This window comes from Roseovarius sp. 10, from assembly GCF_033100315.1.
In the GTDB taxonomy this organism is placed as follows: domain Bacteria; phylum Pseudomonadota; class Alphaproteobacteria; order Rhodobacterales; family Rhodobacteraceae; genus M30B80.
The window spans coordinates 32624-48278 of record NZ_JAWLVH010000002.1 but is presented as its reverse complement, the minus strand read 5'-3'; the positions used below and the strand labels follow the sequence as shown (position 1 = coordinate 48278).

Annotated in this window: 11 protein-coding genes; 10 read left to right on the top strand and 1 reads right to left on the bottom strand. The window is 56.3% G+C overall.

Annotated elements, in window-relative coordinates; all coding sequences use genetic code 11:
- Positions 1-65: 65 nt before the first annotated feature.
- From RYZ18_RS07460 to RYZ18_RS07420, 9 genes are all read left to right on the top strand, one after another.
- The gene (locus RYZ18_RS07460) at positions 66-1187 is read left to right on the top strand and encodes an extracellular solute-binding protein (RefSeq protein WP_317655922.1); all 1122 of its coding nucleotides are present in this window, start codon (positions 66-68) and stop codon (positions 1185-1187) included.
- A gap of 165 nt (positions 1188-1352) precedes the next feature.
- Entirely contained in the window at positions 1353-3020 is a 1668-nt protein-coding gene (locus RYZ18_RS07455) for an ABC transporter permease (protein ID WP_317655920.1), read from the top strand.
- A 4-nt stretch (positions 3021-3024) separates the two neighbouring features.
- The gene (locus tag RYZ18_RS07450; protein ID WP_317655918.1) at positions 3025-4245 is read left to right on the top strand and encodes an ABC transporter permease; all 1221 of its coding nucleotides are present in this window, start codon (positions 3025-3027) and stop codon (positions 4243-4245) included.
- Positions 4246-4349: 104 nt separating this feature from the next.
- Positions 4350-5240, top strand: a complete 891-nt coding sequence (locus RYZ18_RS07445; RefSeq protein WP_317655917.1) for a LysR family transcriptional regulator — start codon at positions 4350-4352, stop codon at positions 5238-5240.
- Between the two features lie 127 nt (positions 5241-5367).
- On the top strand, positions 5368-5844 hold the full coding sequence (locus tag RYZ18_RS07440; RefSeq protein ID WP_317655915.1) for a formate dehydrogenase subunit gamma: 477 nt from the start codon (positions 5368-5370) through the stop codon (positions 5842-5844).
- Positions 5841-7367, top strand: coding sequence for a formate dehydrogenase beta subunit (locus tag RYZ18_RS07435; RefSeq protein WP_317655914.1), 1527 nt, complete (start codon positions 5841-5843; stop codon positions 7365-7367). Before RYZ18_RS07440 ends, RYZ18_RS07435 begins: the two co-directional genes overlap by 4 nt.
- 14 nt (positions 7368-7381) lie before the next feature.
- Complete coding sequence (gene fdhF / locus RYZ18_RS07430; RefSeq protein WP_317655912.1) at positions 7382-10279, top strand: formate dehydrogenase subunit alpha; 2898 nt, start codon at positions 7382-7384, stop codon at positions 10277-10279.
- Positions 10280-10281: 2 nt separating this feature from the next.
- Positions 10282-11091 carry a formate dehydrogenase accessory sulfurtransferase FdhD gene (fdhD, locus tag RYZ18_RS07425; RefSeq protein ID WP_317655911.1) on the top strand — a complete coding sequence of 270 codons (810 nt, stop codon included), beginning with the start codon at positions 10282-10284 and terminating at the stop codon, positions 11089-11091.
- Positions 11092-11097: 6 nt separating this feature from the next.
- Positions 11098-11325, top strand: a complete 228-nt coding sequence (locus RYZ18_RS07420; protein WP_317655910.1) for a formate dehydrogenase subunit delta — start codon at positions 11098-11100, stop codon at positions 11323-11325.
- On the opposite strand, the gene RYZ18_RS07415 is transcribed toward RYZ18_RS07420, so the two are convergent.
- On the bottom strand, positions 11313-12341 hold the full coding sequence (locus tag RYZ18_RS07415) for a hypothetical protein (RefSeq protein ID WP_317655909.1): 1029 nt from the start codon (positions 12339-12341) through the stop codon (positions 11313-11315). The genes RYZ18_RS07420 and RYZ18_RS07415 overlap by 13 nt on opposite strands.
- 428 nt (positions 12342-12769) lie before the next feature.
- Between RYZ18_RS07415 and RYZ18_RS07410 the strand changes: the two genes are divergently transcribed.
- Positions 12770-15655 carry a monovalent cation/H+ antiporter subunit A gene (locus tag RYZ18_RS07410; RefSeq protein WP_317655908.1) on the top strand — a complete coding sequence of 962 codons (2886 nt, stop codon included), beginning with the start codon at positions 12770-12772 and terminating at the stop codon, positions 15653-15655.

The window sequence follows — 15655 nt, the reverse complement described above, 5'->3', positions numbered from 1 at the left end:
TGCCACCTTCGCCTGGAGGGTGGCCATGCATAAGACTATACCAGGTAACAACACGGGAGACTGACATGAAACTGTCAAAAACACTTCTGGCAACTTCTGCACTCGGCGTCGCCGCAGCAGGTTTGGCCTATGCGGGCGGCCATATGGCCACTGGCACATTTACCTTCGTAAGCTGGGGCGGTGCCTATCAGGCCAGCCAAACCAACGCTTACACGGATCCATACACCGCGAATAACCCTGATGTTCAGGTCGTTTGGGACGAAAGCTCGAACGAAGCGGTGGCAAAACTGCGCGCGATGAACGAAGCGGGCAACCTGACATGGGACTTGGTTGACGTTGTGGCATCGGACGCGCTGCGTCTGTGTGACGAAGGCCTCGCCATGGAAATCGATCCTGATGAGATGCTTGCACCTGCGCCCGATGGCACACCCGCAAGCGAAGATTTCGGTGACCTTTTGGTTGGCGATTGCTTCATCCCACAGATCGTTTACTCCACCACCTTCGGCTATCGCACCGACATGGTGCCTGATGGTGTAGAGCCTCCAAATGACATCTGTGATGTGTTCGATCTCGAAACATATCCTGGCATGCGTTCGCTTGAGAGCCGCCCAATCAACAACATGGAATGGGCCTTGCTTTGTGACGGCGTTGCAAAGGCAGACGTCTATGACGTTCTGGCCACTGATGAAGGTCAAGAGCGGGCATTGGCCAAGCTCGACACCATCCGCGACAGCGTGATCTGGTGGAACGCAGGCGCCGATACGCCACAGCTTTTGGCGGATGGCGAAGTCTTTATCGGTTCGACCTATAATGGCCGTCTATTCTCGGCCATCGTTGAGCAGAACCAGCCAATCGGCATGATGTGGGACGCACAGGTATTCGACCTTGATGGTTGGATCATCCCAGCAGGTCTGCCCGAAGATCGTCTGGCCCGCGTGATGGACTTCGTCTATTTCGCAACCGACACGCAGCGTCTGGCAGATCAGGCCGCCTACATCTCCTATGGCCCTGCACGTCTGTCCTCTGCGCCACTGGTTGGCAACCATGCAGAGCTTGGCATCGAAATGGCACCACATATGCCAACCGATCCAAACAATGCACAGAACACGTTCCTCTATAACTACGAGTTCTGGGCGGATTATCGCGATGATATTGACGCGAAATTCCAAGCATGGCTGGCTCAGTAATCTGAGCTGAATTTGGGGCGGGGCCGCGATCAAACGCGGCCCCCACTCAACCATCGGGTAGCCCCATGAGGGCAAGGGTCTAGTCAGACCTAACGCGCGTGAAACCGCGACACGGCCCGACCAAATTCATGACGATTGAAGATAGAAACGACTGACGGGGACAGGATGAGCGACACCACCAATTCAGGCCCGATGCTGGCGGCGGATGGAACCCCCCTCAAGACGAGCCTCGCCCGTGCCCTCAGACGTCAAAAGCTGCGTGCGCTGATATTGATTGCGCCCCTTTTGGCCTTTGTTGTTTTGACATTTGTTGTCCCGATCGGCTCGATGTTGTTTCGATCGGTAGAAAACCAAATTGTATCTGGCACGCTTCCCGAAACGGTTGAAGCGCTTGACTCTTGGGACGGCCAAGACGGCACCTTGCCAGATGAGACCGTGTTCCAAGCCTTATTTTTCGACATTTTCCGCGCTGCCGAGGCCAAGGAACATACCAAACTTGGCTCGCGCCTAAATTATGAACGCACGGGCCTATCCTCGATGTTCCGCACCACAGGGCGGGGCGTTGATGATATTGGCGAGGTTTTTCAAGATTGGCTTGAAGATGCAGATCCTGCCTTCAAGGATGGGATCACATGGTATGAGATGCTGTCTGGCACAGGCGGCGAAGATGTGATCGAAGCCCGCCGGGCCCTCTGGGCGAATATGGTGGGCGAGGGGTTTGCAGGCGATATTGGGTTTACCCTATCGGGTGAGATGGCAGCACTTCTGCCCCAAACCGCCGCCGCCTATAGTGACTGGGCCATCTATACCGCCATTGCGGATGAGGATGTGGTTTCCGAAGAAGACCCATGGGAGGCAGTATATGCGGCCTTGGCGCTTGATCTGGCGCGCGCTGATACAGTGTCCGCGCTGGCCTCATACACAGGGGCGGGCGCAGGCCCATTGGCCAATGCGATTGCAGCCCTGCCAAGCTTGCCGCAAATTGATTTCCGCGCCGCATTCATCGAAGAAAATGATGGATGGGGCGATACGGAAAACTGGCAAACGATCAAGATTTACAGCCCTGATTACACCACAGGCTATTTCCTCAACGCGATTGATATGGAAAAGGGGCTTGAGGGTGTGAATGCCCGCCCTGAAAGCCAGCAGCTTTATATCAAACTGTTCATTCGTACGATGATCATGTCCTTGATCATCACGGGTTCCTGTATCCTTTTGGGCTATCCCGTGGCGTGGCTTTTGGCCAACCTGCCCGTGCGCAGCGCCAATGTATTGATGATCCTTGTTCTTCTGCCGTTCTGGACATCGCTCTTGGTGCGCACCAGTGCGTGGAAAGTGCTGCTGCAACAGCAAGGCGTGATCAATGAAATCCTTGTCTGGCTTGGATTTGTCGATGATGCAAACCGCCTGATTTTGATGAATAACTCGACAGGCACGATCATTGCGATGACGCATATTTTGCTGCCCTTTATGATTTTGCCGCTTTATTCGGTGATGAAAACCATTCCGCCGTCTTATCTTCGCGCGGCCAAAAGTCTTGGCGCGACCAATTGGACAGCGTTCTGGCGGGTCTATTTCCCACAATCTGTTCCAGGGATTGGGGCGGGGTCGATCCTCGTGTTCATCTTGGCGATTGGCTATTACATCACGCCTGAAATCGTGGGTGGCACAGATGGTGTCTTTATCTCAAACCGCATTGCCTATCATATTTCATCCTCGCTCAACTGGGGCTTGGCGGCGGCTTTGGGGTCGATCCTTCTGGCCTTGGTCTTGGCGCTGTATTGGCTTTATGACCGCATTGTCGGCATTGATAACGTGAAATTGGGGGGCTGAGATTATGGCTCAATCGCTGAAACTTACGCTCAAGCGCCCCTCCCTTTGGGGGTTCACGGCACCCCTGACTGCGGCTGTGTCAGCGGCCTTTGGCTATATCGCAGGCACATCCTTTGGAAATCCGCTCATGGGAATTGTTGCGGGCGCTGTCATTGGGGCCGTATTGGCAGCCTTGCTGCACCCTATGGCTGAAAAGCGGATGATGGCGCGCCTTGGTGTGATTGCGATCTTCTTTGCCGCGGGTCTTTTCGCCACCAATTTGGGAGGCGGGATCGCAGCAGGCCTTGTGGGCGCGGTTCTGTCATGGTTCGTCTTCTGGATCGACACAGGCGATTATCGCAAAGGCGTGCCGATTTATTACACAGGCGGGCAGACCCTTTGGCATAACAGTTTCCTGTTTATCTGTGGGCTGATCTTCTTCTTTCTGATCGCCCCGCTTTTCCCCGTGATGTGGCTGTCGTTTAACGCGCAGGATTTCTTTACCTTCACGCCCGAAATGCTGGCCTTTGACCCCGAGGGGTATTCGCTGAAGCATTACCGCGATTTCCTGACCACGGATGAGTGGATGCAGCCGCTGAAAAACTCGCTGATCATTGCGCCGATTGCGACTGTTATCTCGGTTAGTCTTGGCACATTGGCGGCCATCGGTTTGTCGCAATCACATGTGCCTGGGCGTCAAACCATCATGGCGGTTTTGATCTCGCCCATGATCGTGCCTTTGATCATCTCAGCGACAGGGATGTTCTTTTTCTACGCCCCTCTTGGTAATTGGTTGGAACTGACCTTGGGTCTGAACAAGTCCTTCGTGGGATATGTGAAAGTGATCTTGGCGCATGCCGTTTTGGGCGTGCCCTTTGTGATCATCACAGTGACCGCCACGCTTGTTGGCTTCGATCGGTCGCTGACGCGGGCGGCGGCGAATATGGGCGCCAACCCTGTGACCACCTTCTTCCGTGTGCAGATGCCGCTGATTTTGCCGGGTGTTATCTCAGGCGGTCTGTTCGCCTTTATCACCTCGTTTGACGAGGTTGTCGTGGTGCTGTTTGTTGGTTCAGCGCAGCAGCAGACCCTGCCTTGGCAGATGTTCACGGGCCTCCGCGAACAAATCTCGCCAACGATTTTGGCGGCGGCCACGATCCTTGTGACCATCTCTATCCTGCTTTTGACCACAGTCGAACTTTTGCGCCGCAGATCAGAGCGCCTGAGGGGCCTCAGCCCAAGCTGATTGGCGCAAGATCACATCATTAAGGCCGCATTGGATATGCCGATGCGGCCTTTTTTTTGATCTGATATTGCGATAGAATTTGTGGAAATTGATAGGACGTGCCTATGATCCAAAAATTGGAAATGCTGCTTGCTTTGGCCAAAACCCAACACTTTGGCCGTGCGGCTGAATTGTTGGGGGTTACTCAGCCAAGCCTGTCCTCAGGGATCAAGCAACTGGAAGACCAGCTTGGGGTGAAGCTGGTGCAGCGCGGGTCACGCTTTGGCGGTCTGACCCCTGAGGGGCAACGCGCATTGGAGTGGGCGCGGCGTATCGTGGGCGATAGCCGCCAATTGCGTGAAGAAATGCGTTATAGCCGCGAGGGGTTATCGGGCCATTTGCGCCTTGCGGTGATCCCGACCGCATTGACCGAAGCCGCGCGTCTGGTCAGCCGCTTTTCGCGCGCGCATCCCAATGTCAGTTTTTCTATTCTGTCCCGTTCGTCCGCCGAAATCCTCAAGCTGTTGGAAAATCTCGATGCAGATGCGGGTGTGACCTATTTGGACAATGAGCCTTTGGGACGCATGGTGAGCACGGGGCTCTATCGTGAAAATTACGCGGTTCTGTGCCGATCAGATCACCCTTTTGCGGCACAGACCCGAGTGGCATGGGCCGCGCTCGAGGGGATGAGCCTGAGCCTCCTGACCCCTGATATGCAAAATCGGCGGATCTTGAACCGCAATTTCGCGGCGCATGGTCTCGAGCCAAAATCGGTTGTCGAAAGCAATTCGACCATTGTTCTGGTGAGCCATGTGATCGAGGCAGGTGCGCTGACAGTTTTGCCGCAACCCATGGCGCAGTTCCTTGCCATTGGCCATGATCTGCGGGTGATCCCGTTGGAAGATGGGGCGCTGCGCCCTGAGGTGGGTTTGATCGCCCCCCATCAAGAGCCTTATACCCCCGTTTTCCGAAGCCTTTTACGCGTTGCGCGCGAGATGGCGGGCGAGGCTAATTGATAGATTTTGCCTATCGTTTGACGAAATACTGATATTGAATCGGAATTATACCTCGGGCATTGGTCGGGCATCGCGCGCGCGCTTAAGCGTGGATGTGCGCGATCCTCACGACCAAAGGATGACGGCCATGCCCCGCGACCATGCTGATGCGAATGATCAAGACATCACGGCGATTGTGATGCGCCATATGGGGATGGAGGGGCCTCTGCTGCCCATGCTGCATGCCTTACAAGAGGAATTTGGGTATATTCCTGAAGCGGCCCGCCCGATCATTTGCGATGCGCTCAACATCACAGGCGCGGAATTGCACGGGGTGATCAGCTTTTATCATGATTTTCGCACAGCGCCGTCCGCGCGGCACAGCTTGAAAATCTGCCGCGCTGAGGCCTGTCAGGCTGTTGGCGGCAAGGCGCTGTCTGATCGCATTCTGGCGATGCTTGGACTGGATTGGGGGCAGGCGCGCGCCGATGGGAAATTGGTGGTTGAGCCTGTCTATTGTCTGGGCCTATGCGCCTGTGCGCCTGCGGCTATGCTGGATGGCAAATTGATCGGTCGCGCCACCGAAGAAAAAATCAGCAAAACCTTGTCGGAGGCGGGCCTATGAAAAAGATTTACATCCCCCGCGATGCCGCCGCCAAGGCGCTTGGGTCTGATGAGGTTGCGGCTGCTTTGGCCGATGCGCTTATGGCGCGTGGGGAAGAGGCGCAGATCATCCGCAACGGAAGTCGCGGGATGATCTGGCTAGAACCTCTGGTCGAGATCGAAGAAAATGGCACCCGTTTGGCTTACGGCCCGATTGCCGCGGATCAAGTCGAGGATCTTCTGGCAGGCAAGATCGAGACGCTCGGCCCTGTCGAAGATATTCCGTTTTTTGCCAAGCAAAACCGTCTGACTTTTGCGCGCTGCGGTTTGATTGATCCGCTCAGCTTGTCGGATTACCGCGCTCACGGTGGCCTTGTGGGACTGTCTCGTGCCTCTGCCATGTGTGCCGCTGACATTGTCGCAGAGGTGATCGCCTCTGGATTGCGCGGGCGTGGTGGTGCAGGCTTCCCGACTGGGATCAAGTGGAAAACTGTCTCAGAGGCGGCAGGCCCTCAGAAATACATCGTTTGCAACGCAGACGAGGGGGATAGCGGAACCTTCGCGGATCGGATGATCATGGAAGGGGATCCTTTCTGCTTGATTGAAGGCATGGCGATTGCAGGTCTGGCCACAGGGGCCACGCGCGGGTTTGTATATATCCGTTCCGAATATCCCGATGCGATTGAAGTGATGGAACAGGCGGTCACCATCGCCCGTGCCGAAGGCGTTTTGGGTGACGATGTGTTGGGATCAGGCAAAGCCTTTGATCTTGAGATCCGTGTGGGGGCAGGGGCCTATGTTTGCGGCGAAGAGACATCGCTTTTGAATAGCCTTGAGGGCAAACGCGGTGTTGTGCGCGCCAAGCCGCCGCTGCCCGCCTTAGAGGGTTTTCTAGGGCGGCCAACCGTTGTGAATAACGTCCTGTCCTTGGCAACGATCCCCGTGATTTTCGAAAAAGGTGCGGCGCATTATGCCAGTTTCGGCCTTGGTCGATCTAAAGGGACGATGCCAATCCAGATTGCAGGCAACGTTGCCCGTGGCGGGTTGTTTGAAACCGCCTTTGGGATGCCTTTGGGCGAATTGGTCAACGAGATTGCAGGCGGCACCGCTACGGGGCGGCCCGTCAAAGCGGTTCAGGTGGGCGGCCCCTTGGGTGCCTATATGCCCCCGTCCAAATTCGACACGCCTTTTGCCTATGAGGAATTTGATGGGCAAGGTGGGCTAATCGGGCATGCGGGCGTGGTCGTCTTTGACGACAGCGCCGACATGGTTCAGATGGCGCGGTTTGCGATGGAATTCTGCGCGGTGGAATCTTGCGGGAAATGCACGCCCTGCCGCATTGGGGCAAGACGCGGGGTGGAAACCATCGAGCGCATTGCCGCGGGGGATGCGACCGCAATCCCCTTGTTGACCGATCTATGCGAGACGATGAAAGACGGCTCGCTCTGCGCGCTTGGCGGGTTCACGCCTTACCCGGTCATGTCGGCGCTTCAGAATTTTCCAGATGAATTTGGGGCCACCCCCGCCAATCAGGCCGCGGAATAGGAGGGTTTTGATCCATGAAAGATTTTATCATTCCTTGGGATGACCGCGACATGGGAACGCCCGCTAAGACGGGCGCGCCTGTCAGTCTGACGATTGATGGTGTGGCGGTTACTGTGCCAGAGGGCACAAGCGTTATGCGCGCCGCAGCCGAGGCGGGGTTGTCGATCCCCAAGCTCTGCGCCACAGACAGCCTTGAGGCCTTTGGCTCTTGCCGTTTATGCGTTGTCGAAATTGAGGGGCGGCGCGGCACGCCCGCCTCCTGCACGACACCCGTGGCCGAAGGTATGGTGGTTCATACCCAAAACGCCAAGCTGCACAAACTGCGCCGCGGGGTGATGGAATTGTATATCAGCGATCACCCGCTTGATTGTTTGACATGTGCCGCCAATGGCGATTGCGAATTGCAGGACATGGCGGGCGCGGTTGGATTGCGCGATGTGCGCTATAGTGCGACCGAAGGGGCGACTATCGCCAACCATTTCACCGCGCGTGACACCAATGGGGATCTCAACCCCGAATATTTACCCAAGGATGAAAGCAATCCTTATTTCACCTATGACCCCTCCAAATGTATCGTTTGCAACCGCTGTGTTCGGGCCTGCGAGGAAGTGCAAGGCACGTTTGCCCTGACCATCGAAGGGCGCGGGTTTGACAGCCGTGTATCTGCGGGCGGCCCGTTGGATGATTTCCTCAGTTCGGATTGCGTGTCATGCGGTGCTTGCGTGCAGGCCTGTCCAACGGCAACCTTGCAGGAAAAATCTGTCATCGAATTGGGCACGCCGCAACGCTCGGTCGTGACCACATGCGCCTATTGCGGTGTGGGCTGTTCGTTCAAAGCAGAATTGAATGGCGATCAATTGGTGCGGATGGTGCCCTATAAACACGGCAAGGCCAATCGCGGGCATTCTTGCGTGAAGGGGCGCTTTGCCTATGGCTATGCCACCCATAAAGACCGCATTTTGAACCCGATGATCCGCGATGACATCTCCGAGCCATGGCGTGAAGTGTCATGGGAGGAGGCGCTTGGCTTCGCCGCGCAAAAACTGCGGGGCATTCAGGCGAAGTATGGCCAGAAATCCATCGGCGTGATCACCTCAAGCCGTTGCACGAACGAAGAAACCTTCCTTGTGCAAAAATTGGCGCGTGCGGTGTTCGGCAATAACAACACCGACACTTGTGCGCGGGTCTGTCATTCGCCAACCGGTTATGGCTTGGGCCAGACCTTTGGCACATCGGCAGGGACGCAAGATTTTGACTCGGTCGCACATGCGGATGTGGTTGTCGTGATTGGGGCCAACCCAACCGATGGCCACCCCGTTTTCGCAAGCCGTCTGAAAAAGCGCCTGCGCCAAGGGGCAAAGCTGATCGTGATCGACCCACGCCGCATTGATCTGGTGAAATCCGCCCATATCAAGGCCGCGCATCACCTGCCGTTGAAACCAGGCACCAATGTGGCGGTTGTTACGGCCATGGCCCATGTGATTGTCACCGAAGGTCTTGCGAACGAGGCCTATATCCGCGAGCGCTGCGATTGGGATGAGTTCGAGGATTACGCAGAATTTATTTCTGACCCGCGCCATAGCCCCGAGGCGGTTGAGGCCTTGACGGGTGTGCCTGCTGCGGAACTGCGCGCCGCAGCGCGCCTATATGCAACGGGCGGTAATGGGGCGATTTATTACGGCTTGGGTGTCACGGAGCATTCCCAAGGCTCGACCACAGTGATGGGGATCGCCAATTTGGCGATGCTTACGGGCAATGTGGGCCGCGAAGGGGTGGGTGTGAACCCGCTGCGTGGGCAAAATAACGTGCAAGGCTCGTGTGATATGGGGTCTTTCCCGCATGAATTGCCGGGCTATCGCCATGTCAAAAACGCCGATGTGCGCGCTATTTTTGAACAAGCTTGGGGTGTTGAGATTGACCCAGAGCCGGGCCTGCGCATTCCCAATATGTTGGATGCGGCAGTGGCGGGTAAGTTTAAAGGGCTTTACTGCCAAGGCGAAGATATCCTTCAGTCTGACCCAGATACCAAACATGTCGCGGCAGGCTTGGCCGCGATGGACTGCGTGATCGTGCATGATCTTTTCTTGAACGAAACTGCGAATTACGCCCATGTTTTCTTGCCTGGCTCAACCTTCCTTGAGAAAGATGGCACCTTCACCAATGCTGAGCGCCGCATCAACCGCGTGCGCGAAGTCATGGCGCCAAAGGCAGGGATGGCTGATTGGGAAGTAACGCAAGCCTTGGCCAATGCCATGGGGGCTGGGTGGAACTATACGCACCCGTCTCAAATCATGGAGGAAATTGCCGCCACCACCCCAAGCTTTGCTGGCGTTGATTATGCGGTGCTTGAGGAAAAAGGCAGCGTGCAATGGCCGTGCAATGAGGCAAACCCAGAGGGCACGCCATTGATGCATGTCGATGGGTTTGTGCGTGGCAAGGGGCGCTTTATTCTGACTGAATATGTTGCCACCGATGAGCGCACAGGGCCGCGCTTCCCGCTTTTGCTGACCACAGGGCGTATCTTGAGCCAGTATAATGTGGGGGCGCAGACACGGCGCACGGAAAACACCGTCTGGCATGAGGAGGATGTGTTGGAAATCCATCCCCATGACGCAGAAACACGCGGGATCAAGGAGGGCGATTACGTCAAGCTGGCCTCGCGGTCAGGCGAGACATCCCTGCGCGCCAAGATCACTGATCGCGTCAGCCCAGGTGTGGTCTATACAACCTTCCACCACCCGCAGACGCAGGCCAATGTGATCACCACCGATTTCTCGGATTGGGCCACGAATTGCCCTGAATATAAGGTGACAGCGGTACAAGTGTCGCAATCAAATGGCCCGACTGAATGGCAAGAAAGCTATGAGGCGCAGGCCAAGGCGGCGCGGCGTATCCTGCCAGCGGCGGAATAGCCATGGCTGCGGCCCCCTTGGCGCGCGCGGTGGTAAAAGCCACCCGTGACGGCCTGACGTCCGAAGATCGTGCCTTGGCCGAAGAATGCCCTGTGGCCATGGTCTTTGATGGGGGCACGCAAGCGGTCATGATGGCCACCCCGCGTGATCTCGAAGATTTCGCGCGGGGCTTTGCCAAGACCGAAGGCTTTATCGCAAGCGATGCCGATATTCGCGAGATTGAGATTGTCCGCCACGAGGCGGGTGAAGGCATTGAAGCGCGGCTTTGGCTTGATGCCGCGCAATCGCAGGCCTTGCAGGCGCGGCGGCGCTCGATGATGGGCCCTGTGGGATGTGGGCTGTGTGGTATTGACAGCCTTGCGCAAGCGATGCGGGATATCGCGCCCTTACCGCACGATATAGCCCCTTTGCCCCTCACCCCGCTTTTGGGCGCGGCGGAGGCCTTGCGGGGGCACCAACCTTTGCACGATGAAACCCATGCGGTTCACGCGGCGGGGTTTTTTCAGCCCTCACAGGGCATTGTCTTGGCGCGCGAGGATGTCGGGCGGCACAATGCGCTTGATAAGCTGATCGGCGCGATGGGGGCGGCACATATTGATCCGACTGCGGGCGCGATTGTGATCACCAGCCGCGTCTCGGTTGAGATGGTGCAAAAAACCGTTATCGCAGGCGCGCCCGTGCTGATCGCGGTTTCCGCACCAACCGCGTTGGCCTTGGATGTTGCAGATCAGGCGGGTCTGTGCGTGGCGGCATTGGCGCGCAAAGGTCAATTTGAAATTTTCACGCATCCCGAGCGGATAGAACAAGGATAGATCACTATGGCATCGGATAAGCTGATTACGATGGCGAACCAGATCGCCACATTTTTCGAAAGCCAAAAAGGCGATGACTTGGCCGAACGTGTTGCGGCCCATCTGAACGATTTTTGGGGGCCAGAGATGCGCGCTGATTTCGCGCATCTGGTGAGTGACCCGTCACAGGCTGGCCGATTGCATCCGTTGGCACGCGATGCTGTGGCATTGTTGCGTCTGCCTCAAGACGTTTGATCATCCTCTGCTGCGAGGTCAGAGGTAAGATCAAGTTTTGATGCGGGCGAAAAGCCGCCATCAATGAAATCTTCGCGGTCAATATAGTCTTTGATCTGGTCATAGCTTTGCACCAGATTGCTTGACCACCCTTCAAGAAAGCGCAGGCGGCGCCGCTCTCTATGCGGTTGAAACCCATTATTGCGGATCATCTGCAAATCTTGTTCGCGTTCTTCATAGGTGAGAAAGGCGGTGATTTCGGTCAGATATTTCACATCAAAAAAGCCGATATTATCTGACCATGGTTTCCGCCCGGGTTTCCGCCCGCCCAAGAAATTCACAAGCTGTAAGGGTCGCATCGCACCAATAATGGCCATTTGTTCCGTCATCGGCCAATTCCATCTTGGCGCAAGCTCTTGCCAACGATCCGCGAAGGCCACGTTCAAGGCGCTGAAACTTGTGCCGCCCTCGCTGCGTAAATCGGCAATTGCGGCTTGCCCGATGCCCGTTTCTGAAAATTGCGCGGCATCCACAAGCAGCAAAGCAGGGCTGAGCGCCCGTTCACACCCCGCAGGCATGCGATCTTTGAACGGGGCAGGGATTTTGTCGCTCTCTGCCAATGTCCATGATGAGATATGGCGCACAGCTGCCGCTGGGGCGGTGAAGGGATAAGAGAACAGCGCATCAAACCCATCCCCTGAGGCAAAGCTGAACTTATCGACAAACAGCACCTTGCTGTGAATCCGCGTCAACGTCTCAAGCGCGAAGAGAACAAGGAAACTTTCCCGCGCGGGGTTTGGGGCGCCATCGGGGCCATCGGGGGCAAATTCGTCCAAATCAAAGACATCTTCGCAGCGGATCAAGGTGGCGTAACGCTTGATCATAGCGGATGTGCTGGCCGAGAGGGCGCGGTCGGTAAACACATAATAGACGCAGCTGCGCGTATCTGTGCGCTGACGCAACTGCGACATCAAAAAGGCAGCATTCCATCCCGAAGCTTCATCGCAACAGGTCAAAATTGCGTGTTTCGCGCTCATAGCTGTAGGTTGCATGGTCGATGCACTGGCCTTTTGGTAATCCCCGAGTTTAGCAGGGCAAGTCAGACCATATCGGACAGAATATCTCAAGCCCTGTGGCAGCCAATCCTTCCGAAATCCTACATAAATGAGCCGCCCACCTCTTGCAGAACCATATCTCGGGCTCTAGATCACCTCACAGAAAGTTGAGACCACCGAAGAAGGCAAAAGGAACGGGCAGCGGTCAGTGTGACCTTCCCATTATGCGCTCATGGCAGGTTGGCGCAGGTTGGGGCGATATCTTGGCGTTTTTCACGCGCATTCTCTATCGGACGCAGAAAATGCGCCGTTAATTGGGTGTCAGATATTGACCTTTCCCGCAAAGCCTTTGCAGATTGAGACAGCATAATCGCGCATCACCCAAGATGCGCCTAGAACAGGGAAGTAACATGAGCAGCGCAGGCCAGATATTGCCTATCATTGCCATTTTACCGTTTTTGGGCGCCTTGGTGCCGGGGTTGATGATCCGCGCGGGGCGCAATGCTTGCGCCACATTTACCGCGATCCCCACGGCTTTGGCGCTTATTATGTTGGGCACGCTTGCCCCTGCGGTATTTCGTGGCGAGGTTTTGACCTATTCCATCCCTTGGCTGCCTGCCATGGGTTTGGAGATGGCATTCTTCCTTGATGGTTTGGGCCTGATGTTTGCGGGCATGATCTTGGGCGTGGGCCTGTTGATGACGCTATATGCGCGGTTCTACCTGTCGGACAAAGACCCGATGGGCCAGTTTTACACCTATCTTCTGCTGTTCCAAGGCGCGATGCTCGGCATCGTTTTGTCTGACAATATCCTGCTTTTGCTGATTTTCTGGGAGTTGACCTCGCTCTCCTCCTTCTTGCTGATTGGCTATTGGAAACACCTGCCCGAAGGTCGCCAAGGCGCGCGTATGGCTTTGGCTGTCACGGGTGCGGGTGGTTTGGCCATGATCGGGGGATTGGTCATTTTGGGCCAGATTGCAGGCAGCTATAACCTGACGGATATTTTGCAGGCAGGCGATGCGATCCGCGCTTCCGACTGGTATTTGCCCGCGCTGATTTTGATCTTGCTTGGCGCCTTTACAAAATCCGCGCAGTTCCCCTTCCATTTCTGGCTGCCCCACGCGATGGCTGCGCCCACACCTGTGTCAGCCTATCTGCATTCGGCAACCATGGTGAAGGCGGGCATTTTCCTGATGGCGCGGATGTGGCCCGTTTTGGCAGGCACGCCTGAGTGGTTCTACATCGTGGCCACGACAGGTTTGATCACGATGGTGATGGCCGCGAAAATCGCACTGTTCAAAGATGACCTAAAGGCATTGTTGGCTTTCTCGACTGTCAGCCATTTGGGCCTTTTGACCTTGCTCTTGGGGATGGGCACGAAATTTGCCGCTGTTGCGGCGGTGTTTCATATCCTCAACCACCTGACCTTTAAGGCCGCTTTGTTCATGAGCGTGGGGATTGTCGACCATGAAACCCATACCCGCGATATCAAGCGACTTGGCGGTTTGCGTCACCTGATGCCCATCACCGCGGTGATTGCGGTGATTGGGTCGTTGTCTATGGCAGGGATCCCGCTTTTCAACGGATTCTTGTCCAAGGAAATGATGCTTGAGGCGGCGGTGCATACCCCTTGGGCGGGGGCGCATTGGGTGATGCCAGTATTCGCAACCTTGGGGGCATTATTCTCGGTCGCCTATTCATTCCGTTTGATCGTTCATGTCTTTTTTGGGCCAAAGCGGGATGACTATCCGCATATGCCGCATGATCCAGGATTTGGGATGTGGGCCGCGCCCGCCTTCTTGGTCGTTTTCGTTGTTTTGATCGGCCTCTTCCCTGCGCTGATTGCGGGGCCTTTGGTGGCCACGGCAGGGCAGGCGGTCATCGGCGGAGAGTTGCCCTATTACGCCCTCAAGATTTGGCATGGCTTCACGCCCGCCTTGTTTATGTCCATCGGCGCGGTGGTCGGTGGTTTGATCCTGCTCGCCCTGCATGACAAGCTTGAGCGTCTTTGGAACGCGGTGCCGCGCCCTGAGGCGAAAGTGATTTTTGATGCTCTCTATGGCGCGGTTCAGCGGGCCATGTCGGCCCTTAACGGGGCGTTGCACAATGGCGCGATCAGTCGCTATTTGGCAATCTTCGTGGTTGCCATTTTGGCGGCAGGCTACATCGCATATAGCGGCGCGGGTATCGGCCCTGTCACGCGCGAGGCTTTGCCAATCACCCCGATAGCCGCAGCGGGGTGGGTGGCCATGGTGATCGCAACGGCGCTTGTTGTCTTGAACCACCGCAAGCGGTTCTTGTCGCTGATTTTGATCAGTATTATCGGCCTGGGTGTCTCTGGTGCCTTTGTCTACCTCTCGGCGCCTGATCTGGCGCTGACGCAAATCTCGGTTGAGACGGTGACGATCTTGCTGTTGTTGATCGCGCTACATTTCTTGCCGAAATACACTCCGACCGAAAGCAGCCCCGCTTTGCGCATGCGCGATGGTGCGATTGCGATTGCGGCGGGTGTTGGGGTTGCGGCCTTGTCTATGGCGTTCCTCTTGCGGGATTTTTCGTCAATCTCGCATTACCACCTCGCCAATTCCAAAACCGGCGGCGGCGGCACCAATGTGGTAAACGTGATCTTGGTCGATTTTCGTGGCTACGACACCTATGGCGAGATCATCGTTCTGGGTATTGCGGGTCTGGTGATCTATGCATTGATGGAGGCGCTGCTCTCTGGCCCTGTGGGGCGGCGGTTGCGGCGCAACGCGAACCCTGATCGTGGGGATTTGTCGCGTGATCGTCACCCGTTGATGATGGTTGTCGCAACCCGCGTGATGCTGCCTATCGTGTTGATGGTCGGGGTCTACATGTTCTTGCGCGGCCATAACCAACCGGGTGGTGGCTTTGTTGCGGGGCTGATCGTGTCGATTGCGCTTTTGACGCAATATATGGCGTCAGGCTTTGCTTGGGCGCAGGAGCGGCAAAAATTCGAATATCACAGCTTGATTGGTTGGGGCGTGGTGATTGCAGGCATGACGGGGATGGGCGCGTGGCTTTCGGGCACGCCGTTCCTAACCTCTGCCTTTGGGTATTTCCATTTCCCGCCCATTGAGGAATTCGAACTGGCAACAGCGGCTCTTTTTGATCTGGGCGTCTTCTTGACGGTGCTGGGGGCGGTGATGCTGATGCTCTATTCCTTGGCTCGTATTGCCTTTACCAGCGGCGAGCGTGCCAATCCCGAACCAATGGATTTTGATCCCGCCCGCGCCGATGACACGGCGCAAGAGCAGACCGCGAAGGGGGTTTGA

Excerpts from the sequence above, each read along its gene's own strand:
- RYZ18_RS07445 (WP_317655917.1), top strand. The coding sequence starts at position 4,350 with ATGATCCAAAAATTGGAAATGCTGCTTGCTTTGGCCAAAACCCAACAC.
- RYZ18_RS07460 (WP_317655922.1), top strand. The coding sequence starts at position 66 with ATGAAACTGTCAAAAACACTTCTGGCAACTTCTGCACTCGGCGTCGCC.
- RYZ18_RS07420 (WP_317655910.1), top strand. The coding sequence starts at position 11,098 with ATGGCATCGGATAAGCTGATTACGATGGCGAACCAGATCGCCACATTT.
- RYZ18_RS07410 (WP_317655908.1), top strand. The coding sequence starts at position 12,770 with ATGAGCAGCGCAGGCCAGATATTGCCTATCATTGCCATTTTACCGTTT.
- fdhF (WP_317655912.1), top strand. The coding sequence starts at position 7,382 with ATGAAAGATTTTATCATTCCTTGGGATGACCGCGACATGGGAACGCCC.
- RYZ18_RS07435 (WP_317655914.1), top strand. The coding sequence starts at position 5,841 with ATGAAAAAGATTTACATCCCCCGCGATGCCGCCGCCAAGGCGCTTGGG.
- RYZ18_RS07415 (WP_317655909.1), bottom strand. The coding sequence starts at position 12,341 with ATGAGCGCGAAACACGCAATTTTGACCTGTTGCGATGAAGCTTCGGGA.
- fdhD (WP_317655911.1), top strand. The coding sequence starts at position 10,282 with ATGGCTGCGGCCCCCTTGGCGCGCGCGGTGGTAAAAGCCACCCGTGAC.
- RYZ18_RS07440 (WP_317655915.1), top strand. The coding sequence starts at position 5,368 with ATGCCCCGCGACCATGCTGATGCGAATGATCAAGACATCACGGCGATT.
- RYZ18_RS07450 (WP_317655918.1), top strand. The coding sequence starts at position 3,025 with ATGGCTCAATCGCTGAAACTTACGCTCAAGCGCCCCTCCCTTTGGGGG.
- RYZ18_RS07455 (WP_317655920.1), top strand. The coding sequence starts at position 1,353 with ATGAGCGACACCACCAATTCAGGCCCGATGCTGGCGGCGGATGGAACC.